Below are 26,994 nucleotides of genomic sequence, written 5' to 3' on the forward strand. Positions count from 1 at the left end.
GACCGGACCGCGTCCGCCGACGGGATAATACTCTCAGGCACAGCGACAGATGGGGCTTCGGTGGCGTTTTTCGGGACTGGTCCCGAGGAACCGCGCGAGGACCCCTGATCGATGGCTGAACCGGCTGCCCCCCTTTCTTTGAAGCGAACGCCGCTCCATGCGCTGCATGTCAGCCTTGGCGGCAAGATGGTGCCCTTCGCAGGCTATGAGATGCCGGTGCAGTACGCCCCCGGCGTGCTCAAGGAACACCTCCATACCCGCAGCGCGGCCGGACTTTTCGACGTGTCCCACATGGGCCAGGTCGCGCTGGTGCCGAAATCCGGCAAGGTCGCCGACGCCGCAGCCGCGCTCGAGCGGCTGGTGCCGCAGGACATCATCGGCATCCCGGCAGGCCGGCAGCGCTATGCCCAGTTCACCAACGCCGACGGCGGCATTCTCGACGACCTGATGGTGGCAAATTTCGGCGAGCACCTGGTGCTGGTGGTCAACGCCGCCTGCAAGGACGCTGACATCAAGCTGCTGCGCGACGGGCTGTCCGACGTTTGTGACGTGCAGCCGCTGACCGACCGCGCGCTGCTGGCGCTGCAGGGGCCGAAGGCTGCGAGCGTGCTGGCGAAATTCTACGCAGAGGCCGAGGGCATGCGGTTCATGGACGCCGGCCCGCGCATGGTCGACGGGCTCGCCTGCTACGTCTCCCGCTCCGGCTATACCGGCGAGGACGGCTACGAGATCTCCGTTCCCGCCGCCAAGGCCGAGCAGCTCGCCGAAGCGCTGCTGTCCGACAACGACGTGCTGCCGATCGGGCTGGGCGCCCGCGACAGCCTGCGGCTCGAGGCCGGGCTCTGCCTCTACGGCCATGACATCGACACGACGACGACGCCGGTCGAGGCCGCGCTGGAATGGTCGGTGCAGAAGGTCCGCCGCACCGGCGGCGCGCGTGCTGGCGGCTTCCCCGGCGCCGACAGGATCCTGGTGCAGTTCGATGGCGGTGCGACACGCCGCCGCGTTGGCTTCAGGCCCGAGGGCCGCGCACCGGTGCGCGAGGGCGCGCCGCTGTTCGCGAGCGCCGACTCGGCCGAGCCGATCGGCCAGGTCACCTCCGGTGGCTTCGGACCGACGCTGAATGCGCCGGTCGCCATGGGCTACGTGCCGACCGCCCTCTCCGCAATCGACACCCGGCTGTTCGCCGATGTGCGCGGCCAGCGCCTGCCGCTGCGCGTCGCCGCCATGCCCTTCGTTCCCAACACCTACAAGCGCTGAAGGACGTCCATGACCACGCTCTACACCTCCGACCATGAATGGCTCAGCATCGATGGCGACACAGCCACCATCGGCATCACCGACTATGCGCAGGCCCAGCTCGGTGACGTCGTGTTCGTGGAGCTGCCGCAGGTCGGCCGCGCGCTGGAGAAGTCGGAAGCTGCGGCCGTGGTCGAGTCGGTCAAGGCCGCCTCCGACGTCTACGCGCCGATCAGCGGCGAGGTGGTCGAGGTCAACCAGGCGATCGTCGACGAGCCTGCGCTCGTCAACACCGACGCCGGCGGCAAGGCCTGGTTCTTCAAGCTCAAGATCGCCGACCGGGGCGAGCTCGGCGGCCTGATGGATGAGGCCGCCTACAAGGCGCATACGGCGTGAGACGTGCGGTGCGGCGATACTCACCACTGTCATCGCCCGGCTCGACCGGGCGATCCACTACGCCGCGCTCTCTCCGCCTGATCTCACCATCGATGTTTACTGGATGCCCCGCCGTCGCGGGGCATGACGAGGCATAGAGGATTTGCTCATGACCACGCCGCTCAAGCCGCTCGATGATGCCGCCACCAGCTTCGCCCGCCGCCATATCGGTCCCTCGCCGCGCGACGTCGCGGCGATGCTGGAGACCGTCGGCGCCAAGAGCGTGGCGGAGCTGATGGCGCAGACGCTACCCGGCACGATCCGGCAGACGGCGCCGCTCACCCTCGAGCCGGCGCTGAGCGAGCCCGAAGCGTTGTCGCATATGCGCGCACTGGCGGCGCGGAATCAGGTCTTCACCTCGCTGATCGGCCAAGGCTATTCCGGCACGCTGATGCCGGCGGTGATCCAGCGCAACATCCTGGAGAACCCGGCCTGGTACACGGCCTATACGCCCTATCAGCCGGAGATCAGCCAGGGCCGGCTGGAGGCGCTGTTCAACTTCCAGACCATGATCTGCGATCTCACCGGGCTCGACGTCGCCAATGCCTCGCTGCTGGACGAAGCCACGGCGGCGGCGGAGGCCATGGCGCTGGCCGAGCGGTCGGCACGGACCAAGACCAAGGCGTTCTTCGTCGATCAGGATGTCCACCCGCAGACGCTGGCGGTGCTGCGCACCCGCGCCGAGCCGCTCGGCTGGCAGCTGATCGTCGGCGACCCGGCCAAGGATCTGGACAGCGCCGAGGTGTTCGGCGGCCTGCTGCAATATCCGGATACGACGGGCGCGCTGCGCGATCCGCGCCCCGCGATCGCCCGGCTGCACGACAAGGGCGCGCTCGCGATCCTCGCTGCCGACCTGCTGGCGCTGACATTGATCGCCTCGCCGGGCGAGCTCGGTGCCGACATCGCGATCGGCTCGGCGCAGCGCTTCGGCGTGCCGATGGGCTATGGCGGACCGCATGCCGCCTACATGGCGGTACGCGATGCGCTGAAGCGCTCGCTGCCCGGCCGCATCGTCGGCCTGTCCGTCGATTCGCGCGGTGCCCCCGCCTATCGGCTGGCGCTGCAGACCCGCGAGCAGCACATCCGCCGCGAGAAGGCAACGTCGAACATCTGTACCGCGCAGGTGCTGCTGGCGGTGATCGCTGCGATGTATGCCGTCTATCATGGCCCCGACGGGCTGAAGGCGATCGCCCGCACCGCGCATTGGCGGACCGCGGTGCTGGCTGCAGGGCTGCGCAAGCTCGGCTTTGCGCCGGAAAGCGAGACCTTCTTCGACACGGTCACCGTCGAGGCCGGCGCCAAGTCCGATTCGATCATCGCCCTCGCGGAAGGCGAGCGGATCAATCTCGGCCGCGACGGCAGCAGGCTGCGGATCGCGCTAGACGAGACCACGACGGCCGATATCGTCGAAGCCGTCTGGCGCGCATTCGGCGGCGACCTCTCCTACACGGCGATCGAGGCGGAAGCGCGCGAGGCGCTGCCGGCCGAGCTCAAGCGGCAGCGGCCGTACCTGACCCATCCGGTGTTCCACGCGCATCGCTCCGAGACCGAGATGCTGCGCTACCTGCGCAAGCTCGCGGACCGCGATCTCGCGCTCGATCGTGCGATGATCCCGCTCGGCTCCTGCACGATGAAGCTGAACGCGACCACCGAGATGATCCCGCTGACGTGGCCGGAATTTTCCAGCCTGCACCCGTTCGTGCCGCGCGCGCAGGCGGCCGGCTATCACACGATGTTCGCCGATCTGACCGACTGGCTGTGCCGGATCTCCGGCTATGATGCCGTGTCGCTGCAGCCGAACTCGGGCGCGCAGGGCGAATATGCCGGCCTCCTGGCGATCCGCGGCTACTACGCCGCCCGCGGCGAGGGCCATCGCACCATCTGCCTGATACCTTCCTCCGCCCACGGCACCAACCCGGCCTCGGCGCACATGGCCGGCATGGAGGTGGTCGTGGTCGGCTGCGATGCAGGCGGCAATGTCGATCTGGCCGATCTCAAGGCCAAGGCGGAAGCGCATAGCGCCAAGCTCGCCGCCATCATGATCACCTATCCCTCGACGCATGGCGTGTTCGAGGAGCACATCCGCGACATCTGCGACATCGTCCATGCCCACGGCGGACAGGTCTATCTCGACGGCGCCAACCTCAATGCGCAGGTCGGCCTCTCCAGACCCGGCGATTACGGCGCCGATGTCAGCCATTTCAACCTGCACAAGACGTTCTGCATTCCGCATGGCGGCGGCGGCCCGGGCATGGGGCCGATCGGCGTGAAGGCGCATCTGGCGCCCTTCCTGCCCGGTCACCCTGCGACCGATGGCGCGAGCGCGCATCCGATCGGGCCGGTCTCGGCGGCGCCGTATGGCTCCGCCTCGATCCTGACCATCTCCTACATCTACATGCTGCTGATGGGCGGCGACGGCCTGACCCGCGCCACCGAGATCGCGATCCTCAATGCCAACTACGTCGCGGCGCGGCTCGATGCGCATTTTCCGGTGCTCTACCGCAACGAGCGCGGCCGCGTCGCGCATGAATGCATCATCGATCCGCGGCCGCTCAAGCAGAGCAGCGGCGTCACCGTCGACGACATCGCCAAGCGGCTGATCGACTACGGCTTCCATGCGCCGACCATGAGCTTCCCGGTGGCGGGCACCTTGATGATCGAGCCGACGGAATCGGAGTCCAAGGCGGAGCTCGACCGCTTCTGCGACGCTATGATCGCGATCCGCCAGGAGATCGCCGAGGTCGAGCAGGGCCGCTTCGGAATCGAGGCCTCGCCGCTCCGCCACGCGCCGCACACGGTGCATGACATCGCCGACGACGATTGGAACAGGGCCTACCGGCGCAGCGAGGGCTGCTTCCCCGCGGGCACCTCGCGCACCGACAAGTACTGGTGCCCGGTCGGCCGCGTCGACAACGTCTACGGCGACCGCAATCTGGTGTGCTCATGCCCGCCGGTGGCCGACTACGCCCAGGCGGCGGAGTAAGCCTCCTCACGCATGCTCCAAGGGATCGGGCGCCACGGCTCGCGACAATCAATGACGTGAGGCGTGCCATGATCCGGAGCGATGAGCACCGCATGCCAACGCCAGAGATTGGCGTTGATCAATTCGGTGCCGCCCCACCAGCGCCAGATCGGATTATGGCTGCTGAAATCCTCCTCGCCGGCGAGGATTGCCTTGCCGAGCGGTGTCAGCGACAGCGTGCTGGCCCTGTAGCGCTCGAGGCGTTCACGGCTGTCGTGCATCTCGACCGAGAATGGCGATTCGGCGAGGCCCGAAATTGCAGGCACCGGCGCGAGCGCCAGACCGTCGAGCAACGTGCCTCCTTCCCAATAGTCATAGACGCGCCGTTGAAAGCGATCCTGATGATGCGGCAACAGGTCGAATGGGTGCTGATAGCCGGCTGACAGCAATTCGAGGATTCTTAGCTCCGATGCTCCGAGGCCCGTCGCAACACCGGGAAGCTCATCGAGCATCTCCTGCACGCAGCGGCGAAGCTGCGGCAGTGCACTGAGATCCTGCTTCAACAGATCGAACCAGGCTTGCGGCGTCGGCGCCCGAAACGCCCGCCATGCCAGATGACCCAGGTCGAGATGCTCACGTGCGAGCTCTACGCCGGCAATGGTCCGACCGGCGAGTCGCCCGGCCGGGGCATCGAATAGCGGTACATCGACATGCCGCAATACGATCTTCGTCGCGATCTCCGCGTGATGGCGCAGATAATCCAAGAGCCAGATCAGCACCAACTGGTCGTTCGGACGGGTTCCCATCCACAGCTCGACGCTATCGCAGCGGTCAACAAGTTCGAGAAAACTGTGACTCCGCCCGCCGGCCGCCATGACGTCGCTACGCGAGGCGAAATCCAACCAATGCCCCCGCTTCCGTCGCGTGGTGCGCTGGACGAGATACGCCGATAATTCGGCATCGGATGGCAGCGGTCCCCACACGAAACGATGGAGAATTGGCACCACCAGGTCGGCAAAGCCGCCCCTCCGAAGCGCTCCGGCGCTCGGATCATCGGCCGCTAGAATCAAACGCGTCATGCTGTTGGCTCCGGCACGGCCCGATTGGCTCAAGGCGCTATCAACATATTCGCGATCGGCTCCCGGCGCCCAGGATCGGCGTCGGAAGTCTCGGTGCCGCCGTGCGGATCCGGTCCGCTCGTCCGCGTGCACGCCTTCAGCTATTCGCGTTGAAGATCGTATCCGGCGCTCAGAGACGCATTCTCGCTGCATTCGGGAATGCAGCCGCAGATTTCGGTAGAGCACCACACATCTGCAAACGGGCGCTGGAACGTCGACAACTCAACGTCCACGGCGCCCGCCGCCGCCGTACCCCTACTCTTCCGCCGGCTCCTCACCGTCGGCGTCGCGCTCGGCATTGCCGGCCAGGATCTGCTCGGCGATCAGGCCGGAGTTCTGGCGGATCGCGGCTTCGATCTTGGCAGTCATGTCCGGATTGGCCTTGAGGAACGATTTCGAATTCTCGCGTCCCTGCCCGAGACGCTGGCTATCGTAGGAGAACCAGGCGCCGGACTTCTCGACGATGCCGGCCTTGACGCCGAGATCGAGGATCTCGCCCATCTTGGACACGCCCTCGCCATACATGATGTCGAACTCGACCTGCTTGAACGGCGGCGCCAGCTTGTTCTTCACCACCTTGACGCGGGTGGTGTTGCCGATCACCTCATCGCGCTCCTTGATCGCGCCGATGCGACGGATGTCGAGGCGCACCGAGGCATAGAACTTCAGCGCGTTGCCGCCCGTGGTGGTTTCCGGCGAGCCATACATCACACCGATCTTCATGCGGATCTGGTTGATGAAGATCACCATGGTGTGGGATTTGTTGATGGAAGCGGTCAGCTTGCGCAGCGCTTGGCTCATCAGGCGGGCCTGCAGGCCCGGCAGCGACTCGCCCATCTCACCCTCGAGCTCGGCCTTGGGCACCAGCGCCGCGACGGAGTCGACGACCAGCACGTCGACCGCCCCCGAACGCACCAGCGTGTCGCAGATTTCCAGCGCCTGCTCACCCGTATCCGGCTGCGAGATCAGCAGCTCGTCGATGTTGACGCCCAGCTTGCGCGCATAGACCGGATCGAGCGCGTGCTCGGCATCGATGAAGGCGCAGATGCCGCCCTTCTTCTGCGCCTCGGCCACCGTGTGCAACGCCAGGGTGGTCTTGCCCGATGATTCCGGCCCGTAGATCTCGACCACCCGCCCTTTTGGCAGCCCGCCGATCCCCAACGCGATGTCGAGCCCGAGCGAGCCGGTCGACACCGTCTCGACATCCATCGAACGGTCGTTCTTGCCCAGCTTCATCACCGAACCCTTGCCGAACTGACGTTCGATCTGGGACAGCGCAGCAGAGAGCGCCTTACTCTTATCCATTGAGGAACCTTCGACGATACGCAGGGCGGTGGCGGACATTGGCGCTCCTTATGGCGGGGATTCGCGAGATGGACAAACGGTTAACGAGGTCGGCCAGCAATCTTGAGGTGAATGTACTCCATCCGTTCTTTGTTCGCAATATGTTCTTCCCAACAATCATCGCTCTCAGCCCCCCTGACAACCGCGGGGACACGCCTGCCACTCGGGGGCCGGCGCGCAGTCCACCGAGCAGCAGCGAGGGAGCGCCGCCCGATCAGCGCGCCCAGAAGCGAAGTACGGGGTGCTGGATGACGGCGACCGCGAAAGGATCCTGATCCGGCTGGAGGCGGAAGCCATGTGCGCGAGCGGCGCAGCCGCCGACCGGCGATCGCGCGGATGATGACCAGCCTGTCCGAGCGCTCCAACCTCGCCCACCGCGCCTGCGGCAGACATCAACTCAATTATAAGTTGTTAGTGTCGTCCCGGCCGTGCCCCATCATCCTGTTGGTCGTTCTCTATGAGCCTCGCACACCGCTTCCAATTTTCGGCACCAGCATGACCGGATCCAACAAGGAACAGACCCTCACGTTGTGGCGCCCCGTCGGCCCAAAGGAGCTTGCCTTGATCGAGGCGTCGGGCATGCGTGCGTTTCCGCCGCGCCTTCCTGAGCAGCCGATCTTCTACCCGGTGCTCACCGAGGACTATGCCGTGAAGATCGCACGGGACTGGAACGTGCCGGCGAGCGGCGCCGGCCACGTGCTGCGCTTTGCGATCCTGCGAGGCTTCATCGACACCTACGAGGTGCGCGAGGCCGGCGGCCGCAAGCATCGCGAGCACTGGATTCCCAGCGAAGACCTCGCCGACTTCAACGCCGCAATCGTTGGACCGATCGTGCTTGTCAGGTCTTTCCCTTGAAACTACCAAACTCCTACACGCGTGCGTAGATCGCACATTCCGGGGTTCTCCTGACAGGAACGAAGTTCCCTCGCCTCTTCTGCTTTTGTTCGGCTCATCGTGCGTGCAGGCGCACGGTTTCGATGCAGATGCGCATGCAATGCTCGGCCGCGCGCAAGCTGTGTCCGGCCAGAAGTTCCGCAACAGAAGCGTCCGCGGATCTGCCGCGGCTTTCTGAGGCGGAATGGCACCCTGCGTTCCGACCGGAGCAATGGCCGGCGCGCGAACAGCTCGACGGCCGCCATATGACGAGCGACAGATGAAACGGCGCCCGCCAGGACGCTGTCTCGTGCCATGCCAGAGGGAGCCACGAGAGCCGTTCGCGCAGCCCCCTATGACCGGGCGAATGAGTGGGCCGAATGGAAGCCGGCGTGATCCGCATCACGCAGCACGCGGCGCTCACGACATCTTCAAGCCACAAACCATTGTCATAAACTTTGGGTTGCGTTATAGAATCATGGTTGTCGTACGTCTGAGCAAATTTTTGATCAGCCCCGGATTTGTTTGTTCGTTGCGATGATGGTCGCCGCACATTGTCAGTGGTGTATCGCCTTTGGTGTATCGCCCGTGGTGTGCCGTCGACCGATCCCTTGCAGCCTGCCTGCTACAACATTTGCAGGCTCCGTCACCCGTAGGCGCACGGCCCTGAAACCATCCGCGCCGAAAGAAAGCCCCGGACGACGTCCGGGGCTTTCGACGTTGATAGCTCCGCTCGGGATGCATCCCCCCGTCATTGTCGTGATGTCGAGGAACGGATCGCTTGCGTTGCGCTTCATATTGGCGATGACAAGAGATGACGTGACGTGCCCGTCCTGCAGGGCCGGCCTTCAAAGGATCGAGCTTCACTCGCAGCAAGGCGCCGCGGGAGAGAGGCGTTGTCCGGCTTGCGATGAACTCTTGGAAATGGTCGACGGCGCGACGCAGATCGCCTACCGACTGACAGTCGTGCCGGAACGGATCTTCGATCACAGCTAGGCGCGCGTCCCACGGCGATTGATCGAGATGGCAACCTTGATCTGACGCAAGGCACGCCTACTAGTTTCGCACTAGTCTAACTACGTCATTGCCGAACTGCCCTCGCTGGGAAGCTACGACGTTGACGCCGAGCCTCGGACCGCGGCGGTCCGAGGCTCATTCGTTGGCCTGCAATCCGTCCGATTGCGCCGCACATCCTCAACGGCAATCAGCTCAACGGACAGCGCGACCGACCGTATTTTACCGGAATTGATCCGAGGGGGTTTTGCGCTTCCATTTGCGATGCGTACATCAAACCCAGCGGCCTGGGGCGGTCAGGGCTCACCGGTTTTGGCAATGCCGCTCTATTTCTTTCGTATCCGTAACGGCCACTTCTCAGGCGCGTCCGAGTATGGGACCGAGTGCGCCGACCGCAACGCAGCCTGGAAAGAGATGACCACCGTCTGTGCCGACATGGCCAGCAGCATCTCGCGCAAGCTCGCCGAAAACTCCGAATGGCAGATGGAGCTGCTCGACGAGGCACGGCAGCCGGTCTTCCGCATCCGGATCGTCGCCGAGTCGCTGGATCAGGCCTGACGGCTCGCCACACCTCTTGTAGATCGTCACCGACGAGAACCACAACCGAAGCCTGTGGCCGGCGAGGTGACTGCGCGTCATTTCGCCAGCCGAGCTTGATCCAGATCAAAATGCCTGTCTGCATCCTGGCAGACATTTAAATTTGTATGGGTAATCTGATCTTCAAATGTCCGCGAACGGGGATGAACGTGCAGCATTGGCTGGAAGAGCCGAAGCCCGGCGATCCCGCGTACGCCTATGAAACCGTGGTCTGCAAGGCCTGCACGCGGCTTCATTTCATCAATCGCGACACGCGCAAGCTTCTTGGCGAGAAGGAATGAGGCGCTAGCCGGAATGATTCAATCGGCGCTGGGAAGCCGCCGCATCGTGAACTCGATGGCCCCATCGGGAAGCTCGCGCCAGCTTTCGACGGCGCTCATGTAGCCGGCCTTGGGATAGCGGGTCAGATAATCGCGGGCCTTGGCGCGCGCTTGCTCGCGCGGCAGCGTGAACGTGTCACGAACGTAGCCGTCGCGAACCGGGCCCACGCTCTTCTTCTGGCGCCGGGCCGCCATCCGGCTGGCCATGTCTCGAGGACGCATCCCCATCGACGAACTCCAACGCGCTGCCACACCGTCAATATAGACGGGGCCGCGAGGAATCCGAGTCCGCAATCAGGCAAGCGGGCCCGGGAGGATCAGAGCCCGCCGACCCGAACGCGATAAATCTCAGTTGGTGCTGCCGACAGCCTTCGGCTTCTTGGCCGCGGTGGTCTTCATGGCAGGCGCCGCCTTGGGCTGCTCCGCCGCCCGGACGTTGCCCCAGGGATCGGCGCTCGTCTTGGCGTCCGGAATCTTGCGCATGGTGTCCTTGTAGGCCTGCTCCCGCGCCGCTTCGGCCTCTTTCTCCTCGGGCGACTTGGAGGGACCGTCGGCGAGAAGGTTGATGTTGGGCATCTGCGCCATTGCGGGAACCGCCCAGCCGGCCAGCACGGCGACCGCCATCGTCACGATCAGCTTCTTCATTGGTTACTCCCCGGTATAGGCGCCTTATACCATCGCTTCGCCATGCGCCAAGCCCGCGGCACTGTGCCGGAACGGTGGACCACAGGTCGGGATGTTCACGGCCGCATCGTCTGCGCGCACCTGCCGTCTGTTCCACGGTGTGCCCTCATCATAGTTTTCCAACTCCGGCCTTTTCAAGCCGCCGCTCTGCGGCAACATTCCGGCGGCTCCGCCGATCGCGTCGAGGCAAGTCGATGCCAAGACAAATCGATGACACGATCATGGAAGGACCTCCGCGCGTGCCGAACGAGACCCTGAACTTCACCACCGACGACGCGAGGCGCATCCTCGATGACGTGTTCGCGCCCTGGATCAAGGATCTTGGCTTGATCGTCGAGGACATCGCGCCGTCTGCGCAGGGCGAAGCCGGCGCCATCCTGCGCATGCCGTTCTCGCCGCGGCTCTGCCGCGACAATGGCGTCGTCTGCGGCCAGGCGCTGATGGCCTTTGCCGATACCGCGATGGTGATCGGGATGGTCACCGCGAGTGGCGGCTACCGGCCGATGACCACTGTCGACCAGACCACGCATTTCATGCGCGCCGTTGCCTCCGCTGACGTCCTGGCGGATGCGCGCGTGGTGCGGATGGGCCGCACCATGAGCTTCGGGCGGGTCACACTGACCAGCGCCAGCGATGGCAAGCCGGTGGCCATGGTGTCGAGCGCCTTCGCGATGCTCTGATCTGCGGCCTCTCTGATCCGCGGCCCGGCGGGGGGGGTTAACGAAACATGAAGGCGACGGCCCGGGCTTCGCAGGCCGGATTCATCTGATCGAAACGCGAGACTGATTTATTTTAGGTGCTTTTGACGCGAAAGGTGACGCCATTCGGCACCGGGTTACAGGCCATGAGCGAGACGAGTGACAAGCGCATTGCACCGAGGCATCGGGTGCTGAAGCAGGGCAGGCTGGCATTCGACGGCGGCGGCGCGGTCGATTGCATGGTCCGCAACATGTCCGACACTGGCGCCAGGGTCGAGGTGGTCAGCCCGGTCGGTCTGCCCGAAGCCTTCACGCTGGTGATCCCGGCCGACAAGTTCACGCGGCGCTGCCACGCAGTCTGGAGCCACGACAAGCGGATCGGCGTGGCATTCGACTGATAGCGGCGCGGCGGGCTAGACCCGCCGCAGGCGCCATCGCCACAACGTCACCAACAGACCGACCAGCACCCCGACCGCGAGCAGGACGCCGGCGGCGAACCGTCCGCCCGGACGATCAATCGTCCGTGACCACAGCGAGGGCCCTTCGCCATCGCGCGCCAGCCGAAACGCCACGACGCTGTCGCCGAGCGATGTGCCCGCCTCCGAATGGCCGCCCGCTGCGATCACCACGAATTGCTCGCCCTTCCATTCATAGGTCATCGGATTGGCGATGCCCGGCGCCGGCAACCGGCCCTGCCAGAGCTCCTGACCTGAGACAGCGTCGAAGGCGCGCAGATAGGCATCCATCGCGCCGGTGAAGACGAGGCCGCCGCCCGTGACCACGACGCCGTTGACGAGCGGCGTGCCCCACTTGAACGCCAGCCCGAGCGGCGCGCGATCCTCGGTGGTGCCGACCGTCGAGCGCCACAGGATCCTGCCGGCCTTGAGATCGACCGCGACCATTTCGCCCCATGGCGGTCGGTTGCACAACAGGCCGAGCCTGGACATGGCGACCACCCGCGTCACCGCGAACGGTGACCCGCGCTGCAATCCGAAATCGACACCGCGCGGCGGCGTCATCCGGTCAGCTTCGGCGCGCGGGATCAGCCTGACGATGTGGATGGCGCGGCTGACATTGGCGTAGAGGATCTGGCGCACGGGATCGAACGCAACGCCGCCCCAGTTCACGCCGCCTCCGGTCATTGGAAACAGCAACGCGCCCCGGGTCGTCGGCGGCGTGTAGAGACCCTCATTGCGCAACGCCGCGAGTTGATCGTCACAGGAGGAATCGACGACACGCGGCACGGCTCTAAAAATGTCGCCCACTTCGAAGTGCTGATTCAGCAGCGGCGGCACATGGGTCGGGAACGGCTGCGTCGGCGACAGAACCTCACCTTCGACGGCGCCCTGCGGCACCGCGCGCTCCTCCACCGGCCAGATCGGCGCGCCGGTGTCGCGGTCGAGCACGAACACGAAACCCTGCTTGGTCGGCTGCATCACGACGTCACGTGCACCCTGCCCGGTCTCGATCCGCGCCAGGGTCGGCTGCGCCGGCAGATCGTAGTCCCAGACGTCGTGATGCGTGGTCTGAAACGACCAGGCCAGTTCGCCGCTTTCGATCCGCAGAGCGACCACGGAATCGGCGTGCCTGTTGTCACCCGGACGCGCACCGCCAAAGAAATCCGGACTGGGCGAGGATGTCGGAAGGAACACGAGGCCGCGCACCTCGTCGACCGACATCGGCGCCCAGACGTTCGCATGTCCCGCCGCGATGCCGTCATGGATCAGCGGATCGAAACGCCAGCGCAGCTCGCCGGTGCGCGCATCGAAGCCGTGGACCGTGCCTTCGGGCGCATCGACCCGCACATTGTCGCCGATCGATGAGCCGACCACCACGACACCCCTGCTCGCCACCGGCGCCGAGGTGATCTGGAATTCGCCCGGCCACAGCAGGTCCTTGGCGATGTCGATCCGCACTTCACCGTCCGCTCCGAAGCCGGCGCAGGGCTGCCCTGTCCGGGCATCGAGGGCGATCAGGCGGGCATCGACCGTGCCCATGAACAACCTGCTGCGGCACGCCACGCCGGCCGGCGCCCGCTCGTCCACCCAATAGGCAACGCCGCGGCAGGCATAGCGATTGGCCGGGCGCCGTCCGTTGCCGACCTTGGGATCGAAACGCCAGCGCTGAACGCCGGTGCCGGGATCGAGCGCCACCACCTCGTTGAACGGCGTGCAGAACACCAGGCTGTCCTCGACCAGGATCGGCGTCGCCTCGAACTTGGTCCGCAAGGCGGCCGCGGGCGGCCGGCTCTGCAGATCCCCGGTGTGATAGTCCCAGGCAGGCACGAGCCGATCGACATTGGAAGGCGTGATCTGCGCCAGCGGAGAGAACCGCGTCCCACCGGCATCGCCGCTCCAGTGCTGCCAGGAGACGGCCGGCACCACCATCAGTTGGCTCCAGATGACGACCGCGCAAACACCCGCTCGACGCAATGACATGGACCTCTTCCTCCCGCAAACTGCATCCGAGGCGACGCAGCCGGGCCATGAAAGCAGCCTTCGCAGGCGGATCGAGCGGGATGGGACGGGCGGCGGCATCCGCGGGACGAGTGGTGGTGGGCGATGACGGATGGCGGAACCGAGCGGATGACCCGAACGAACCTCTCAAACGTCAGTGGCCGCCCCTGCGGACGGCCACATCGATGCGCAGAGGTCAGCGAGCTTCAGTAGCCGTAACCACGCCGTGTCGGATAGCTCTGCGGAGCCCGCCCATAACCACCGCCATAGCCACCGCCGATGCCGATCCCGATACTGACCGGCGGCGCCACGCGCACCGGCGGTCCATAATACTCGCGCGGCGGAGGCGGCGGCGCATAGACGACGACATCATCTGGGTCGCGACGGGGTGTGCGGCTGGCGCGCCTGGGCGGATCCTCGTCGCGCTTTCGGGCCGGCTTCTCTTCGACCCGCTTCTGCGTCTCGGACTTCCGGCCCGGCGGAGGCGTCTGCGAGCATGGACAGGTGGGACCAGCCGCGGCAACGGCCGGCACGACCGGCGGGGTTGCCGGAGCGGCGGCCGGGATCGCTGCGTTGGCGGCCGCCACCACCGGCGTCACCACAGGCCGGTTGCGCAAGCGCTCGATCAGCTTGCGCGCGGTCGGGGTCAGGTCGCTGTTCGGATAGCGGTCGAGAAAGCCCTGATAGGACGCCACCGTATTGATCAGCACCGCCTCGTTCCAGGCTGTCATCCTGTTGTGGAGGTCGAGCCATTCGCGCGCCTGCGGGCCATAGGGCGGCGCGATGTAGAGCGCCACGAAGGCCTCATACGCCTCGACGCTGCCGTCGCCAACGATGATTTCGTTGGCGGCCTCGATCGGCTTGCCCTGCAGGTTGCGCTTCCATTCGTCGACGCTGCGCTTGGCGACGACCGGCCGCGGACCGGCGTTGGCAGCGCCCGCATCCGCCGACACCACGAAGCGAAAATCCTCCGTCAAGGACGACGAATCCCACGGCGTCTGCCGACCCTCGGTGACCTTGTTCACCGCGACACGCACGCGCTTGAACGCCTGCTCGATCGGAAGGCCCGGTTCCCGCACCGCCTGCAGCAGCGCCGTGGTGTAGGGGCTGTTGGCGCCGGTGCCATCCTCGGCTTCTGCGCCAGGCGAGGTCGAGTAGGACAGGAACGTGCCCGGTGCTCCGGTCTTGGTGTCCACCAGCGCAAGGCCGCGGCCCGCGTTCTGACTGATGGCAGGAAACGGATTGTTGCGGCAGGCATCGAGCAGCAGGATGCGCATCCGGCTCGGCACAGAATTCAACGTGTTCAGGAGATCGTTGAGACGCACGGCCTGCAGCGGAATGTCGGCTTCACGTCGCGGATCCACGTCGACGGGCACGAGATAGTTCTCGCCATCGATCTGCAGGCCGTGGCCGGCATAGAACACCAGCGCGACCGTGTCGGGTCCCTTGGCCGCAATCTTGGCGGCAAAGTCGCCCACCTCCCTGTTGAGGTCCCGCTGCGACAGATCGGCGGCCGTCGTCACCTCGAACCCCGCCTCCCCCAGCATCTGCGCCATGACCTTGGCGTCGTTGGCGGGATTCGGCAGCGGCGTCACCGAACGATAGGCCGACTGCCCGATCACCAGCGCCAGCCTGCTGGTTTCGGCCAATGCGGGAGTGAGGCCAGCAAACAGGCCGCCGGCGAGCAATGCAGCCCTGAGAGCGTGCCGAAACATGGGACCTCCAATCTGCTCATGGCGTGCCTGTTGGTCGGGCCGGTTCGTGACCCGGTTCATCCCGACGGGCACAATCCGGTGAGCACGATGCCGCACGGCCAGCGCCGTTCGCGCCCTTGCTGCATCCGCCCGCGGCCGGACATCGTTGCTGCACGAGATCCCCGTAGCAATGCCGCGATCGCTGGCTAGCGTGCGCGCCGCAATGGGGGCGATGAGACATGCGGCGGATTGCGTCACAGGTGGGGCTGCTCTCGGCCCTGCTTCTGGCCGGCTGCGCCGCCGACAGCAATGCGCGCCTGCCGGCCTTCATGCGCGCCAAGGCGCCCGCGCCGCCGCAGCCCGAAGCCGCGCCGGATGTCGCACTTCTGGTGCGCAAGAATCTCGACATGATCTTCGTCGCAACGACGCTGCCGCGCGATCTCGAGGCCACATCCGCCCGACAGACCGATGCCGGCGATACATGGACCGCCTGCGTGCGGGCCGGAATCATCTCGGTGAGCGGCGCCGCGCTCCGGCGCCAAACCTATCGGCTCACGATCAGGCACAACGAGATCATCGACCGGCGACGCGCGGCGTCCGCCGACGACTGTGTTTCTGAAGATTACAAAGCCGTCCTGCCGACGAAGTGATTTTGACCCGAAGGCGATCTGGATCCGCCACGTCGACTGGAACTCGCCACGTCAGTTGGCGTGCAGGAACGGGCTACCGCATCGGTTGCGGATTGTTAGTTCTTAGCTAACGCAATTCCGCAACCGCACAGCGAACGAATGGCTCAAATTTAACGATTCCTGCGGAACATCTGGTTCGCAAAAGGCGCGGAATGACCCTGGACACGGCTTTCCATGAACGTTCACCTCGTCGGCGATGACACGGCCAAGCTCGCTCTGCTTCGCGGCATGCTGGCCGAGCGCTGCTCGCTCACATCTGAACTGATCGGTGACGCCGACTTCAAAGGCGGAGACATCGACGCGATCGTCGTGGCCGCCGATCTGCGCCACGTCGACAACATCACCGCATTGAAGGAGATCTCCGACCGGCTCTCGCGTATTCCGCGGCGGATCTTCCTGACCAACAACAAATCCCGTCTGTCGACGGTCCAGGCCTATGCGCTCGGCGCGACGAGCGTGCTGTCGAGCATGCCGAGCCGCAATCAGTTGCTCGGAAAGCTGCTCGATGTGCGCCCCGGTTCTGCGGCCAAGAGCATCGCGGTCGACGACCGACAGGCCGCATTTGCCGGCGCGTCCTGCATCGCCTCGATGTTTGCAGCCGTGCTGGGCGGTGCAGCGATCGACGTCGAGGAGACCCGGCGGGCGGGCAAGCGGATCGCCGACTGTATAGCGGAAAACGGTCTGTCCGATTGGCTCGCCACCGTTCGCCGCCATCACGAAGGCACCTATCAACACTGCCTGCTCGTGACGGGCATCACCGTGGATTTCGGCTTGAGCCTCGGCGTCCACAGTTCCGATCTGGAGCGTCTCTACATGGCCGCGATGTTCCACGACATCGGCAAGGCCAAAATCCCGCTGACCATTCTCGACAAGCCGGGACGGCTCGACGTCAAGGAACGCACGCTGGTGGAAACCCATCCCGTGGCCGGCTACGAAGCGCTGAAGGACAACGCAGCGATCACCGACGAAGTGCTCAAGGCGGTGCGCCACCATCACGAATTTCTCGACGGCAGCGGCTACCCCGATGGGCTGATGGCCGACAACATTCCAGATCTGACACGCATCCTCACCATCTCCGACATCTTCTCTGCGCTGATCGAATATCGCAGCTACAAGCCGGTGATGACGCGCGAGAAGGCCTATGAGATCCTCCAGGAGATGGAGGGCAAGCTCGAGAAGCCCCTGATCGGCGCCTTCCGCGAGGTGGCGCTGATCCGCTGATCGCAGCCGGCGATAGGCTGAACCGGCCGTTAACGCATCGATTCGAATTGTCTGCCAACGTCAAGTGTCTCTTCTCAGCTTTGCGCTAGTGTCGCCCGCGCGGTGCGGGTTGTCCGCGCCGCGAGGGGACCATCGGGACGTGGCCGAGATCATCGATCGCGCGATTGCGACTGCTTCATCGACGGCAAGGGACCACCAAGCCGATCCGCTCGCGCGCGTGCGCGCCGCCCACCTGGTGCCGCTCGAGACCGTTTCACCGCAAGCATGGCAGGATCTCGCGGAGCGTGCGCGCGAGCCGAACGGCTATTACCTGCCCGGCTGGGAACGCGCGGTGAACGCCACGGCGCGCGGCCGCACCGGAACATCGGCGCTGTGCGCATGGGACGACGATCAGCCCTCGCGTCTCATCGGCCTGATGCCCACGACTTCCCTATGGCATGCCTGCAGGCTTCCACTGCCCGCGCTCGCCAGTGGCCATCCCTACGGCACTTTGTGCACGCCGCTGCTCGACGCAGGGAGCGCGGAGCCGGCTGCGGCGCAGATGCTCGACGGAGCGCGACGAACAGGCGCTCGCGCCGTGCTGCTGCGCGACATGTCGCTGGCAGGCTCCGTGATGCAGGCTTTCGACACGGCCCTTCGTCGCAGCGGCCTGCGCCCGCGCATGCTGCATTGCTATGAAAGAGCCTTTCTCGATGCGACCGGGGACGCCGACCAAGTGCTGCATGACGCGCTCGGCGCCAAGAAGCTGAAGGAGTTGCGCCGCCTGCGTCATCGGCTGGCCGAGCATGGCGCGGTTCGATTCGAGGTCGCGCGCTCTCCCGGCGACGTCTCCGCTGCGCTGGAGACGTTTCTGGTCCTGGAGGCGAGCGGCTGGAAGGGACGCCGCGGCACCGCGCTGATCCAGCACGACGGCGACGCGGCGTTCATCCGACGCGCGGCACCGGCGCTGGCGCAGCACGAGGCCTGCGAGATCATCAGCCTCCGGGCGGGCGACACCACCGTCGCCGCGGGCGTCGTGTTGCGCCATCAGGACCGCGCCTTCTTCTTCAAGCTCGGCGTCGACGAGCGCTTCGCGAAGTACTCGCCCGGTGTCCAGCTGACGCTCGACCTGACACGGCACCTTTGCGCGGATCCGACGATCAACGCCGCCGATTCCACTGCCGGTCCCGACCATCCCATGATCAACCCGATCTGGCGCGAGCGCCTCGCCATCGGTGACGTGCTGATCCCGCTCTACGCGCGCGATCCGATCGTCGAGCTGATCCACGCTGCGTTGACGGCACGACGCGAAGGCCTGGCCATCGCACGTCGCGCCGTGCACGCGATCCGCGCCATCCGAAAGCGCCGGCCGACTACTCAGCCGCCTCGGCGTTGACCTCCGCCGACACCTGCCGGATGGCGCGCGCCAGCATCTGCGGATCCTGCGCACCGGAGACGGCGTATTTCTGCGCGAAGACGTAGGTCGGAACTCCGGAGATGCCCTTCTCCGCGGCCTCCTGCGCCTGGGCAGAGACCAGCGCCACATCCTCGTCGGTCGCCAGCATCTTGCGGACCACCTGGGCATCGAGCCCGCAATCCGCGGCGGCCTGCACCAGCACCTCGACGTCGGTGAGGTCGCCGCCGTCGCGGAAATACAATTCCATCAGCCGCTGCTTCATCTCGGGCGCCTTGCCGATCTCGCCCGCCCAGCGGATCAGGCGATGACAATCGATCGTGTTGGGCTGACGGGCAACACGATCGGGATGATAGCTCAGCCCCTCCTGCTCCGCAGCCGCTACCACGCGGCCCGCGATGCCCTTGTAGGCCTCGACCGATCCGAACTTGGTCGTCAGGTACTGCTCGCGGCTGATGCCCTCGCGCGGCACCCAGGGATTGAGGAAGAACGGCCGGAAATTCACCTCGACCGGAACGTCCGGCACGAGCTCCAGCGCGTCCTCGATGCGCTTCTTGCCGATGTAGCACCAGGGACAGACGACGTCGGAGACGACATCAATGATCAGCGGCTTCAAGGTGCTCATGCGCCTCGCTCCAGGTTCGCTTGCGATCCGCGCAAGATAAGCCTCTACATCGCCGAGACAAGCGCGGTCACGGCGAGGTAACCATCTCCTTCAGCCTGATGGCCGTGAGCTCATCGGCCGGAAAGAAGGTCTCCAGCGCCAGCTCCGACAACGTGATGTCGACCGGCGTGCCGAACACCATCGTCGTCGAGAAGAAGCTCAGCACGTCGGTCCCGACCCGCAGCCGCAGCGGGATCGCGACGCTGTCGGCCGCGAGCGGCGCCGATCGCGCCGGGAACGGATAGGACTTCAGCTCCTGATAGAGCTTCAGCAAATCGGCATCCGCGGTCGCCTCGCATTGCCGGTGCAGCCGCTCGAGCAGATGTCCGGACCATTCGGCGAGATTCACCGTCCGCGCTGCGAGCCCCTCCGGATGCAGCGCCACGCGCAGCACGTTGAGCGGCGGCGCAAGCAGTCGCGGTGGGACGCCTGTCAGCAGCGGCGCGATCATCCGGTTCGCCGCGACCAGGTTCCAGTGCCGGTCGATCGCGAGCGCAGGGTTGGGCTCATGGGCCTTGAGCACGAGGTTCATCGCCTCGCGCGCGGGCTTGAGCGCCGGATCATCCAGCGGGCGCTGCTGGAAGGCGGGCGCGTAGCCGGCCGCCACCAGCAGAACGTTGCGTTCGCGCAAGGGCACGTCCAGTCGCTCCGCCAGTTTGAGGACCATGTCGCGCGACGGCGCGGCGCGGCCGGTTTCCACGAAGCTCAGATGGCGCGCCGAGATCTCGGCATCGAGCGCGAGATCGAGCTGGCTGAGATGCCGGCGCTGCCGCCATTGCCGCAGGTGCTCACCGACATGAACGGGTCTGGCGCGGTCGGCGCGCGCCGAAGCAAGCTGTGCATTCATGGGCCAAGACCTATCACGCCGACGTCAGCGCCTCCATGACCTGCCAGGTAATCGAAATGCCTCCCGGCGCAGGTCATCGTCCTCACCACAGGAGATGACGATGAGCAGGCAGCGCAATCCCGAGACCTTTCCCTTCACCGCAGTCGGCCACTGGCTGGCGGGTCTCGCGACATCGCTGCTGGCGCGCTCGCTCAACCTGCCGGAGCCGCTGCTGCACGTCACGGGCAGCCTCGTCTTCGCGCAGGTCTATGCCATCGAGACAAGGGCAGCACGCTCGCTGCGCCCGGCGCGCCTGCGCCGTCAGCTCCTGGCCTGGTTCCGCTGAACCGCCCTCCCCCAAACCAAAGGAGACCCGACATGATCACCTCGTCCGCCCTGCTCCGCCGCGCCCTGCTCGCCGATGCCGCCTTCAGCGGCATTGCCGGGCTCGCGCTCACATTCGGCGCCTCGCCGCTGGCGGCGCTGCTGCAACTGCCCGACGCGCTGCTGCGCGAGACCGGTCTGTTCCTGATCGTCTACGCGGCCTTCGTCGGCTGGCTGGGCGCGCGGCCGATGGCGCCAAGGCCGCTGATCCTTCTGGTCATCGCCGGCAATGCGGCATGGACGGTCGGCAGCATCGCGCTGCTGTTCTCCGGCCTCGTCACACCGAACGTGCCCGGCGAAATCTTCGTCGCGGCCCAGGCGGTGGGCACCGGCGTCTTCGCCGAGCTGCAATATATCGGCTTGCGCCGCAGTTCCGGCACCGTAACGGCGTGACGCCGATCGGTGATGAGCGCCGGCCATCGTGCTCGCGCGGGCCGGCGCTCCCGCCCCAACCGAGATTGGGCATGCGCGGCGAATGCACCTTCGGCATAATCGGCGACCGACAGGAGATCGCAGCGATGCAGCCGCAGGTGAGAGGAACGGAAGGCTACGCCGCTGAAGCCGACAGTCTCTTCGTGCGGTACGAGAGCATCCCGTCGGAACAGGTTCATGCCGCCGTGCTTCATCTGCTGCCGAATACGCCCGCACGCGTGCTCGACATTGGAGCGGGCACGGGGCGCGACGCCGCGTGGTTTGCAGGCCTCGGACATCAGGTGGTTGCCGTCGAGCCGACCGATGCGCTGCGCGTCGGCGCCATGCGGCTGCATGCCTCGCCTGCGATCACCTGGATCGACGACAGCCTTCCGGAGCTCGCCACACTGGCCGCTCGTGATGAGCAGTTCGACCTCGTCATGCTGACCGCCGTCCTGATGCATCTCGATGAGGAGCAGCGGCGACGCGCGCTTCCCAACATCGCGGCGCGGATTGCTCCCGGCGGAATACTGATCATGACGTTGCGGCATGGTCCGGTGCCGCCGGGCCGCCGGATGTTCGAGATCGCGGCCGAGACGATCGTTGAGCCGGCGCGGCAGCTCGGGCTGACGCTCCAGCTCAACCGGCATGGCGAGTCGCTCGGCGCGGAGAACCGGGTTGCCGGCGTCACCTGGACGACGCTGGCCTTCGGCAAGCCGTCCTGAGAGATCCCGGAAACGAACTGATCGGCTCAGGCCGCCTTGGCGCGGCTGGTCACAGTCTTCGCCGGGGTGGATCTGGTCTTGCCGCGATTGCCGGCAGCCGGGCGCCGGGTCTTGGCCTTGCCGCGAGCAGCCTCGCCGCCCGATTTGGCTCTGGCCTTGGGCCGCTGCTTGGCCTTGTCCTTGACGGGCTTCCCGGCCTTTTTCTTCGCCTTCTTCTCGGCCTTCGCCTTCACCCGCGTCCGCTCGGCGCGCGCCTCGGCCTTCTGCTTCGCCCGCTTCTTCTCGCAGGCGTCGCATTTGCAGCCGATCGGCTTCAGATAGGCTTTGAAGTAGTCGGTGCCGTAGTCGTAGTTGATCTCCTCGCCGGGCTCGATGTTCTTGATGGCCCGGATGAAGATCTTCTTCTTGCGCGGCTTGACGTCGGACTCGGCGTTCGGCTTGCAGGAATGATTGATGTAGCGGGCGACGTTCTCACGGACCGAGCCGTCGATGGTCCAGCGCTTGTCGAGCTCGAACAGATATTTGTTCTCGATCGCGTCCTCGTCCGCCTTCTTCGAATCCAGCAGCGGACCGAAATAGCGGACGATCTTGGTGCCCTTCTTGATCGGCTGGGTTGCGAACAGGCCGAGCCCCGTCTTGGAGCGGCCGATGCGATAGGGTTTGGTCGGCGGGATGACAGGCATGATCGATGAGAAGAGATGAACCTCGCGAGGCCGCCGTTCTAGGATAATTTGGCGACGCTGTCAGGTGTTTCCGGCCGCCGTTTCGAGCCGTCCCCAGTTTGCGCGGGCCGCGAGCCGCTTTCTCTTGCATTCCTGGTCCTCATCCCGCGACTTGCGCGCCAGGCGGCAGCTTCGGCACGGTGGCCTTCAGCATCGCCTCGAGCAGCGATTCGGCGTTGGTGCCAGCAGGCGAGCGGCGCAGGATGTCGGCGAGACGGCCGTCGAGCAGCAGCATCGTGTAGCCGTGCACCAGCGACCAGGCGCGCGCGATCGCGGCGGCCTGATCGAGCGACAGCTCCTCGTTGCCGACCTGGCCTTCGCTGCGTGCGGCCACCGAGCCCGCCAGCCCGGCGAACGAGGCCTCGGCCGCCTCGTGCAGCGACGGCCGCGAATAGTCGAGCCGCTCGGTGCGGAACATCAGCCCGTACATGCCGGGATTGGCCTGCGCATAGGCGACATAGGCGCGGGCACGCGCCATCGCGCGCTCGATCGGCGTGCCCGGCTGCTCGCCCGCCGCCTTCATCGCGGCGTTGAAGCGCGTGAAGCCGATCGCGGCGAGCTCGCTGACGAGCCCGGTGAGATCCTTGAAATGATGCGTCGGCGCCGCATGCGACACGCCGGCCTCGCGCGCCACTGCGCGCAAGGTGAGTCCGGCGAGCCCGTCGCGCTCCAGCACGCGCTCGGCCGCCTCCAGCAGCGCATCACGCAGCGCGCCGTGATGATAGGGCGTCGCCGCCTCGCCCGCAGTGCCGGCCGCCCGCCGCACCCGCGCCCGTGCCGCCGATGTCGCGATGCGTCGAGGCTGCGCCCGGACTTTTTCAGTCTTGCTCGTCATGAGCCTCCTTATACAAGCAATTTTGACAGCGTAAAGATTTGGCTTGACCCCGCCATGTTCGCCCGCTAGCTTTATCTTTACAACGTAAAGATAAAGTGGAGGAACGACCATGAGCGACGCTACGTCGACGACCGCCCGGCAGACTCGGAAGGAGCGCAGCAATCTCGCGCCGATCCCGTTCGAATGCGACGCGCCGTTCCTCGCAATCACCGGCGAGCTGCCGCGTGAGCTGAACGGCACGCTCTATCGCAATGGCCCCAACCCGCAATTCGCTTCGCCCGGCTCGCACTGGTTCGTCGGCGACGGCATGCTGCACGCCTTCCATCTCGAGAACGGCCGCGCGTCCTATCGCAACCGCTGGATCCGCACGCCCAAATTCGAGGCCGAGCGCAAGGCCGGCCACGCCCTGTTCGGCGGCTTCGGCCGCCGGCTGGCGGACGCGCCCGCCGACGTCACCGATGGCGGCGTCGCCAACACCAACATCATCGCCCATGCCGGCCGCCTGCTCGCGCTCGAAGAGGCGCATCTGCCGACCGAGATCAAGCCGGGCACGCTCGCCACCCGCGGCTACCACGATTTCGGCGGCCGCCTGCGCGGCGCCTTCACCGCGCATCCGAAGACCGATCCGGTCACCGGCGAATTGCTGTTCTTCGGCTACAACGCCGCCGGTCCGCTGACGCCGGCGCTGTCCTACGGCACGGTCGATGCTGCCGGCAAGCTGACGCGCATCGATCGTTTCGAGGCGCCCTATGCCAGCATGGTGCACGACTTCATCGTCACGGCCAACCACGTGCTGTTTCCAATCCTGCCGCTCACCGGCAGCATCGAGCGCGCAATGTCCGGCAAGCCGCCTTATGCCTGGGAGCCCGACAAGGGCGCCTATGTCGGTGTGATGAAGCGCAGCGGCGACATCAAGGACATCGTCTGGTTTCGCGGTGACGCCTGCTACGTCTTCCACATCATGAACGCCTGGGAGGACGGCGGCCGCATCGTCGCCGACGTCATGCAGTTCGAGGAAGCGCCGCTGTTTCCGCATCCCGACGGGCGCCCGACAGATCCGGCAAAGTCGGTCGCGCGGCTGTGCCGCTGGAGCTTCGACCTCGCCGGCAGCACCGACCGCTTCACGCAAACCTATCTCGACGACCTCACCGGCGAATTCCCCCGCATCGACGACCGCCGCGCCGGGCTCAAGAGCCGTCACGGCTGGTACGCCTGCGCCAATCCGGACGGGCCGCTGTTCGGCGCGCTGTCCGGGCTCGCCCATGTCGACGGCGCCGGCACGCGCCAGGCGACGCACCTGCTGCCCACCGGCGACACCCTGTCCGAGCCGGTGTTCGTGCCGCGCAGCCTCGATGCCGCCGAGGGCGACGGCTGGCTGCTGACCGTGGTCTGGCGCGCCGGCTCCAACACCAGCGACCTCGCCGTCTTCAACGCCACCGACATCGGCGGCGGTCCCGTCGCCTTGGTGCATCTCGGACACCGCGTGCCCGATGGATTCCACGGCAATTGGGTCGGCAGCGAAAATCCAAACCATTGATTAACTTGTATTAATTCGCGATCTCACGAAATTTTGACACTGTCAAGATTTGCTTGACGCGGCGCCGTCCGCGCCCTATCAATCTTGGCAGTGTAAAGATTGGCCAGACCAACGCCATGACGATCTTCCTTATCCTTGCGCCCTACGGCGTCTACGCGGCGCTGATGATGGTGGTCTCGGCCACGCTCAGCCTGGCCGTAGCCACGGTGATGTGCCTGGCCGTGATTGCGCTCGACGTCGCCAAGGGACGTTCGATCAAGATCCTCGGCCTGGGCTCGACGATCGTGTTCGCAAGCGTAGCCGCCTACCTCAGCCTCATCGACCCGACGCTGAGCGCCTCGGCGGTGCGCCTCGCGGTCGACTGCGGCATTTTCGCGCTGTCGCTCGGCTCGATGCTGCTGCGCACTCCGTTCACGCTGCAATATGCGCTCGAGGCGGTCCCGCCGGAAACCGTGGCGATTCCCGGCTTTCTGCGCGCCAATTATGTCATCACCGGCGCCTGGACGCTGTCGGCGCTGCTGATGATGGTCGGCAACCTGATGACGCTCTACGTCCCCGGCCTGCCCTATTGGACCGGCCTCGCCATCGCCTTTGCCGCACGCAACAGTGCACTTTATTTCACGCGCTGGTATCCTGAGTATCGTAAGACGAAAGACATCGCCGCACAGACTGCGGCCGCAATGTCCGGCCAGGATTCGTGACGGGGTGTGCCCCAGGGAGACGTGCGTGAAGGACGTGTTTGCCAAACTGACGGCCGACTTCCTGTCGGCTGCGGTCTTCTTCATCCTGTATATCGCTACCGATAACGTTGTGCTGGCCACGGCCGCCGCGGTCGCCGTCGCGGTGGTCCAGGTGGTCTACGCCCGCGTCAGGGGCGTGAGCCTCAGCTTCATGGCCTATGCCAGCGTCGGCCTCGTCATCGTGCTCGGCGGCGTCACGCTGCTGACCAACGACCCGCGCTTCATGTTCGCCAAGCCTGCGATCGGCCATTTCGCCATCGGCCTCATCATGCTCAAGCGCGGCTGGATGCTGCGCTACGTTCCGCCGATCGTGGCGGAGACCATTCCGGAATACGTCAACGTCGCCGGCTTCGCCTGGGCGGCGCTGATGTTCGCGCTTGGTCTCGGCACCATCGCGGTCGCCATGACCGGCGACATCAAGCTGTGGGTGCTCTACATCACCGTGGTCGCGGGCGGCGCCAAGGTCGCGGCTTTTGCACTGCAGTTCGTCGCCTTCCGCTTCGTGGTCGCCAACCGCTTGCGGGCCGCGCGCGCGTGACGCAACCGATCGCCGTATTGGGCTTATCAGCAAAGATGCGCTATAGGGGCGCCCCGAGGCTTCCTCGAACAGTGCTTCGGGGTGCGGGATGGCAACGCCAGGAGAACGATCGATGGCTGTGGACGGCAACTGGAATCTGACCTTGAATACGCCGATGGGCGAGCGCAGCGCGACGCTGAGCGTGAAGAGCTCGGGCGCGACGCTGACGGGGACCCAGGCCGCGGAGGGCGATTCCGCCGAGATCTTCGACGGCACCGTCAACGGCGACGACGTCGCCTGGAAGGTCTCCATCACCAGCCCGATGCCGCTGACGCTCGACTTCAAGGGCAAGGTCGCCGGCGACACCATCTCCGGCGAGATGGGCATCGGCTTCATGGGCAGCTTCCCGTTCACCGGCGCGCGGGCCTGATCACCGTTCTGAAGGGTGGGCAAAGGCACGCCACGCCGGCCGCCGCTTCGTGGCGGCCCCACGCGCGCCGTGCCCACCATTAGCTCCGCAGTGCGCCAATCGACGGTGGGCACGCACCCCGCCCCGCGGGCGGACGCTTTGCCCACCCTACGGCAGCGTTTGTCCGGCTCGTTCCGCTTCACATCTCAAACAGCCCGGACACGCGAACGCAGCCTCGCAGCGAACATCGCCCGAGGGATGCATCGACATGTCCCTCTTCAAAATGCAGAGGGCGCAGGGAAGGCCAGGCGTCGGCTGACGCCTGCGGCCCGCCTGCGAGAAAAAATGCAGGCGGCAGGTACCACAGGTGCAGCCGGAAACGCCCGGCCTTCCCTGCGCGATGGCTTCACGGTAGAGTCGAGGAAGGGCGCGGTGGCTTGGGCCATTCGGCAACGCCCCGTTTCCCTTCCCCGCTCATCGAACCGGA

The 26,994-nt window shown here is 65.9% G+C and carries 28 protein-coding genes; 18 read left to right on the forward strand and 10 right to left on the reverse strand.

Annotated elements, in window-relative coordinates; all coding sequences use genetic code 11:
* Positions 1-111 precede the first annotated feature (111 nt).
* The 3 genes from gcvT (at position 112) to gcvP (ending at position 4,657) form a co-directional block, all read left to right on the forward strand.
* Positions 112-1,260 carry a glycine cleavage system aminomethyltransferase GcvT gene (gcvT, locus tag QX070_RS25470; protein WP_315739904.1) on the forward strand — a complete coding sequence of 383 codons (1,149 nt, stop codon included), beginning with the start codon at positions 112-114 and terminating at the stop codon, positions 1,258-1,260.
* A 9-nt stretch (positions 1,261-1,269) separates the two neighbouring features.
* Positions 1,270-1,635 (forward strand): glycine cleavage system protein GcvH, encoded by a 366-nt coding sequence (gcvH, locus tag QX070_RS25475; RefSeq protein ID WP_315739905.1) that lies wholly within the window; start codon positions 1,270-1,272, stop codon positions 1,633-1,635.
* A 148-nt stretch (positions 1,636-1,783) separates the two neighbouring features.
* Complete coding sequence (gene gcvP, locus QX070_RS25480) at positions 1,784-4,657, forward strand: aminomethyl-transferring glycine dehydrogenase (RefSeq protein WP_315739906.1); 2,874 nt, start codon at positions 1,784-1,786, stop codon at positions 4,655-4,657.
* Here gcvP and QX070_RS25485 read toward each other — a convergent pair.
* Together QX070_RS25485 and recA are read right to left on the reverse strand one after the other, a co-directional pair.
* Positions 4,636-5,715 carry a DUF1835 domain-containing protein gene (locus QX070_RS25485; RefSeq protein ID WP_315739907.1) on the reverse strand — a complete coding sequence of 360 codons (1,080 nt, stop codon included), beginning with the start codon at positions 5,713-5,715 and terminating at the stop codon, positions 4,636-4,638. The two genes, gcvP and QX070_RS25485, sit on opposite strands and share 22 nt — an antisense overlap.
* A gap of 294 nt (positions 5,716-6,009) precedes the next feature.
* Complete coding sequence (gene recA / locus QX070_RS25490; protein WP_315739908.1) at positions 6,010-7,098, reverse strand: recombinase RecA; 1,089 nt, start codon at positions 7,096-7,098, stop codon at positions 6,010-6,012.
* A 561-nt stretch (positions 7,099-7,659) separates the two neighbouring features.
* Between recA and QX070_RS25495 the strand changes: the two genes are divergently transcribed.
* The 3 genes from QX070_RS25495 to QX070_RS25505 all read left to right on the forward strand — a co-directional run bounded on the left by QX070_RS25495 (position 7,660) and on the right by QX070_RS25505 (position 9,863).
* On the forward strand, positions 7,660-7,953 hold the full coding sequence (locus tag QX070_RS25495; protein ID WP_315739938.1) for a hypothetical protein: 294 nt from the start codon (positions 7,660-7,662) through the stop codon (positions 7,951-7,953).
* Between the two features lie 1,350 nt (positions 7,954-9,303).
* Entirely contained in the window at positions 9,304-9,543 is a 240-nt protein-coding gene (locus QX070_RS25500) for a DUF6894 family protein (RefSeq protein WP_012045383.1), read from the forward strand.
* A gap of 182 nt (positions 9,544-9,725) precedes the next feature.
* Positions 9,726-9,863 (forward strand): hypothetical protein, encoded by a 138-nt coding sequence (locus tag QX070_RS25505; RefSeq protein WP_315739909.1) that lies wholly within the window; start codon positions 9,726-9,728, stop codon positions 9,861-9,863.
* A gap of 18 nt (positions 9,864-9,881) precedes the next feature.
* Here the strand turns inward: QX070_RS25505 and QX070_RS25510 are convergent, their stop codons facing one another.
* Positions 9,882-10,130, reverse strand: a complete 249-nt coding sequence (locus QX070_RS25510; RefSeq protein ID WP_315739910.1) for a hypothetical protein — start codon at positions 10,128-10,130, stop codon at positions 9,882-9,884.
* 120 nt (positions 10,131-10,250) lie between these two features.
* Positions 10,251-10,547 (reverse strand): hypothetical protein, encoded by a 297-nt coding sequence (locus QX070_RS25515; protein ID WP_315739911.1) that lies wholly within the window; start codon positions 10,545-10,547, stop codon positions 10,251-10,253.
* A 260-nt stretch (positions 10,548-10,807) separates the two neighbouring features.
* Here QX070_RS25515 and QX070_RS25520 point away from each other — a divergent pair, with 260 nt between their 5' ends.
* Both QX070_RS25520 and QX070_RS25525 read left to right on the forward strand, forming a co-directional pair.
* Positions 10,808-11,266, forward strand: coding sequence for a PaaI family thioesterase (locus QX070_RS25520; protein ID WP_409998826.1), 459 nt, complete (start codon positions 10,808-10,810; stop codon positions 11,264-11,266).
* 164 nt (positions 11,267-11,430) lie between these two features.
* Positions 11,431-11,682: a PilZ domain-containing protein gene (locus QX070_RS25525; RefSeq protein ID WP_315716061.1), complete on the forward strand. Its 252-nt coding sequence runs from the start codon at positions 11,431-11,433 to the stop codon at positions 11,680-11,682.
* 15 nt (positions 11,683-11,697) lie between these two features.
* On the opposite strand, the gene QX070_RS25530 is transcribed toward QX070_RS25525, so the two are convergent.
* Complete coding sequence (locus QX070_RS25530) at positions 11,698-13,671, reverse strand: pyrroloquinoline quinone-dependent dehydrogenase (protein ID WP_315739940.1); 1,974 nt, start codon at positions 13,669-13,671, stop codon at positions 11,698-11,700.
* Between the two features lie 275 nt (positions 13,672-13,946).
* Positions 13,947-15,455 (reverse strand): caspase family protein, encoded by a 1,509-nt coding sequence (locus QX070_RS25535; protein ID WP_315739912.1) that lies wholly within the window; start codon positions 15,453-15,455, stop codon positions 13,947-13,949.
* Between the two features lie 308 nt (positions 15,456-15,763).
* Between QX070_RS25535 and QX070_RS25540 the strand changes: the two genes are divergently transcribed.
* The 3 genes from QX070_RS25540 (at position 15,764) to QX070_RS25550 (ending at position 18,719) form a co-directional block, all read left to right on the forward strand.
* Positions 15,764-16,084, forward strand: a complete 321-nt coding sequence (locus QX070_RS25540; RefSeq protein ID WP_315739913.1) for a hypothetical protein — start codon at positions 15,764-15,766, stop codon at positions 16,082-16,084.
* A gap of 213 nt (positions 16,085-16,297) precedes the next feature.
* On the forward strand, positions 16,298-17,344 hold the full coding sequence (locus tag QX070_RS25545; protein WP_315739914.1) for an HD-GYP domain-containing protein: 1,047 nt from the start codon (positions 16,298-16,300) through the stop codon (positions 17,342-17,344).
* 139 nt (positions 17,345-17,483) lie between these two features.
* A complete protein-coding gene (locus QX070_RS25550; RefSeq protein WP_409999183.1) occupies positions 17,484-18,719 on the forward strand; it encodes a GNAT family N-acetyltransferase in 1,236 nt (411 codons plus the stop codon).
* On the opposite strand, the gene QX070_RS25555 is transcribed toward QX070_RS25550, so the two are convergent.
* Both QX070_RS25555 and QX070_RS25560 read right to left on the reverse strand, forming a co-directional pair.
* Entirely contained in the window at positions 18,697-19,362 is a 666-nt protein-coding gene (locus QX070_RS25555; protein ID WP_315739915.1) for a DsbA family oxidoreductase, read from the reverse strand. The genes QX070_RS25550 and QX070_RS25555 overlap by 23 nt on opposite strands.
* A gap of 67 nt (positions 19,363-19,429) precedes the next feature.
* Positions 19,430-20,248 (reverse strand): helix-turn-helix transcriptional regulator, encoded by an 819-nt coding sequence (locus tag QX070_RS25560; protein WP_315739916.1) that lies wholly within the window; start codon positions 20,246-20,248, stop codon positions 19,430-19,432.
* Between the two features lie 100 nt (positions 20,249-20,348).
* Between QX070_RS25560 and QX070_RS25565 the strand changes: the two genes are divergently transcribed.
* From QX070_RS25565 to QX070_RS25575, 3 genes are all read left to right on the forward strand, one after another.
* Entirely contained in the window at positions 20,349-20,573 is a 225-nt protein-coding gene (locus QX070_RS25565) for a hypothetical protein (protein WP_315739917.1), read from the forward strand.
* Positions 20,574-20,605: 32 nt separating this feature from the next.
* Entirely contained in the window at positions 20,606-21,004 is a 399-nt protein-coding gene (locus QX070_RS25570) for a hypothetical protein (RefSeq protein ID WP_315739918.1), read from the forward strand.
* Between the two features lie 125 nt (positions 21,005-21,129).
* Positions 21,130-21,747: a class I SAM-dependent methyltransferase gene (locus tag QX070_RS25575; protein ID WP_315739919.1), complete on the forward strand. Its 618-nt coding sequence runs from the start codon at positions 21,130-21,132 to the stop codon at positions 21,745-21,747.
* 26 nt (positions 21,748-21,773) lie between these two features.
* Here the strand turns inward: QX070_RS25575 and QX070_RS25580 are convergent, their stop codons facing one another.
* Together QX070_RS25580 and QX070_RS25585 are read right to left on the reverse strand one after the other, a co-directional pair.
* Positions 21,774-22,430 (reverse strand): SET domain-containing protein, encoded by a 657-nt coding sequence (locus QX070_RS25580; protein ID WP_315739920.1) that lies wholly within the window; start codon positions 22,428-22,430, stop codon positions 21,774-21,776.
* Between the two features lie 139 nt (positions 22,431-22,569).
* On the reverse strand, positions 22,570-23,304 hold the full coding sequence (locus tag QX070_RS25585; RefSeq protein ID WP_315739921.1) for a TetR/AcrR family transcriptional regulator: 735 nt from the start codon (positions 23,302-23,304) through the stop codon (positions 22,570-22,572).
* Positions 23,305-23,413: 109 nt separating this feature from the next.
* Between QX070_RS25585 and QX070_RS25590 the strand changes: the two genes are divergently transcribed.
* The 4 genes from QX070_RS25590 (at position 23,414) to QX070_RS25605 (ending at position 26,528) form a co-directional block, all read left to right on the forward strand.
* A complete protein-coding gene (locus QX070_RS25590) occupies positions 23,414-24,841 on the forward strand; it encodes a carotenoid oxygenase family protein (protein ID WP_315739922.1) in 1,428 nt (475 codons plus the stop codon).
* A 116-nt stretch (positions 24,842-24,957) separates the two neighbouring features.
* Positions 24,958-25,542, forward strand: coding sequence for a hypothetical protein (locus QX070_RS25595; protein ID WP_315739923.1), 585 nt, complete (start codon positions 24,958-24,960; stop codon positions 25,540-25,542).
* A gap of 25 nt (positions 25,543-25,567) precedes the next feature.
* Positions 25,568-26,119: a septation protein IspZ gene (locus QX070_RS25600; RefSeq protein ID WP_315739924.1), complete on the forward strand. Its 552-nt coding sequence runs from the start codon at positions 25,568-25,570 to the stop codon at positions 26,117-26,119.
* 112 nt (positions 26,120-26,231) lie between these two features.
* Positions 26,232-26,528, forward strand: a complete 297-nt coding sequence (locus QX070_RS25605) for a hypothetical protein (protein WP_315739925.1) — start codon at positions 26,232-26,234, stop codon at positions 26,526-26,528.
* Positions 26,529-26,994 lie beyond the last annotated feature (466 nt).

The organism is Bradyrhizobium sp. SZCCHNR1093 (genome assembly GCF_032381175.1).
Taxonomy (GTDB): domain Bacteria; phylum Pseudomonadota; class Alphaproteobacteria; order Rhizobiales; family Xanthobacteraceae; genus Bradyrhizobium.

Bases quoted from the DNA above. Each gene is read 5' to 3' on its own strand.
- QX070_RS25570 (WP_315739918.1), top strand. From the start codon at position 20,606: ATGATCACCTCGTCCGCCCTGCTCCGCCGCGCCCTGCTCGCCGATGCC.
- QX070_RS25515 (WP_315739911.1), bottom strand. From the start codon at position 10,547: ATGAAGAAGCTGATCGTGACGATGGCGGTCGCCGTGCTGGCCGGCTGG.
- QX070_RS25530 (WP_315739940.1), bottom strand. From the start codon at position 13,671: ATGGTGGTGCCGGCCGTCTCCTGGCAGCACTGGAGCGGCGATGCCGGT.
- gcvH (WP_315739905.1), top strand. From the start codon at position 1,270: ATGACCACGCTCTACACCTCCGACCATGAATGGCTCAGCATCGATGGC.
- QX070_RS25520 (WP_409998826.1), top strand. From the start codon at position 10,808: ATGGAAGGACCTCCGCGCGTGCCGAACGAGACCCTGAACTTCACCACC.
- gcvP (WP_315739906.1), top strand. From the start codon at position 1,784: ATGACCACGCCGCTCAAGCCGCTCGATGATGCCGCCACCAGCTTCGCC.
- QX070_RS25545 (WP_315739914.1), top strand. From the start codon at position 16,298: ATGAACGTTCACCTCGTCGGCGATGACACGGCCAAGCTCGCTCTGCTT.
- QX070_RS25585 (WP_315739921.1), bottom strand. From the start codon at position 23,304: ATGACGAGCAAGACTGAAAAAGTCCGGGCGCAGCCTCGACGCATCGCG.
- QX070_RS25575 (WP_315739919.1), top strand. From the start codon at position 21,130: ATGCAGCCGCAGGTGAGAGGAACGGAAGGCTACGCCGCTGAAGCCGAC.
- recA (WP_315739908.1), bottom strand. From the start codon at position 7,098: ATGTCCGCCACCGCCCTGCGTATCGTCGAAGGTTCCTCAATGGATAAG.
- QX070_RS25525 (WP_315716061.1), top strand. From the start codon at position 11,431: ATGAGCGAGACGAGTGACAAGCGCATTGCACCGAGGCATCGGGTGCTG.
- QX070_RS25555 (WP_315739915.1), bottom strand. From the start codon at position 19,362: ATGAGCACCTTGAAGCCGCTGATCATTGATGTCGTCTCCGACGTCGTC.
- gcvT (WP_315739904.1), top strand. From the start codon at position 112: ATGGCTGAACCGGCTGCCCCCCTTTCTTTGAAGCGAACGCCGCTCCAT.
- QX070_RS25510 (WP_315739910.1), bottom strand. From the start codon at position 10,130: ATGGGGATGCGTCCTCGAGACATGGCCAGCCGGATGGCGGCCCGGCGC.
- QX070_RS25560 (WP_315739916.1), bottom strand. From the start codon at position 20,248: ATGAATGCACAGCTTGCTTCGGCGCGCGCCGACCGCGCCAGACCCGTT.
- QX070_RS25590 (WP_315739922.1), top strand. From the start codon at position 23,414: ATGAGCGACGCTACGTCGACGACCGCCCGGCAGACTCGGAAGGAGCGC.
- QX070_RS25580 (WP_315739920.1), bottom strand. From the start codon at position 22,430: ATGCCTGTCATCCCGCCGACCAAACCCTATCGCATCGGCCGCTCCAAG.
- QX070_RS25500 (WP_012045383.1), top strand. From the start codon at position 9,304: ATGCCGCTCTATTTCTTTCGTATCCGTAACGGCCACTTCTCAGGCGCG.
- QX070_RS25505 (WP_315739909.1), top strand. From the start codon at position 9,726: ATGAACGTGCAGCATTGGCTGGAAGAGCCGAAGCCCGGCGATCCCGCG.
- QX070_RS25605 (WP_315739925.1), top strand. From the start codon at position 26,232: ATGGCTGTGGACGGCAACTGGAATCTGACCTTGAATACGCCGATGGGC.
- QX070_RS25565 (WP_315739917.1), top strand. From the start codon at position 20,349: ATGAGCAGGCAGCGCAATCCCGAGACCTTTCCCTTCACCGCAGTCGGC.
- QX070_RS25485 (WP_315739907.1), bottom strand. From the start codon at position 5,715: ATGACGCGTTTGATTCTAGCGGCCGATGATCCGAGCGCCGGAGCGCTT.
- QX070_RS25540 (WP_315739913.1), top strand. From the start codon at position 15,764: ATGCGCGCCAAGGCGCCCGCGCCGCCGCAGCCCGAAGCCGCGCCGGAT.
- QX070_RS25595 (WP_315739923.1), top strand. From the start codon at position 24,958: ATGACGATCTTCCTTATCCTTGCGCCCTACGGCGTCTACGCGGCGCTG.
- QX070_RS25535 (WP_315739912.1), bottom strand. From the start codon at position 15,455: ATGTTTCGGCACGCTCTCAGGGCTGCATTGCTCGCCGGCGGCCTGTTT.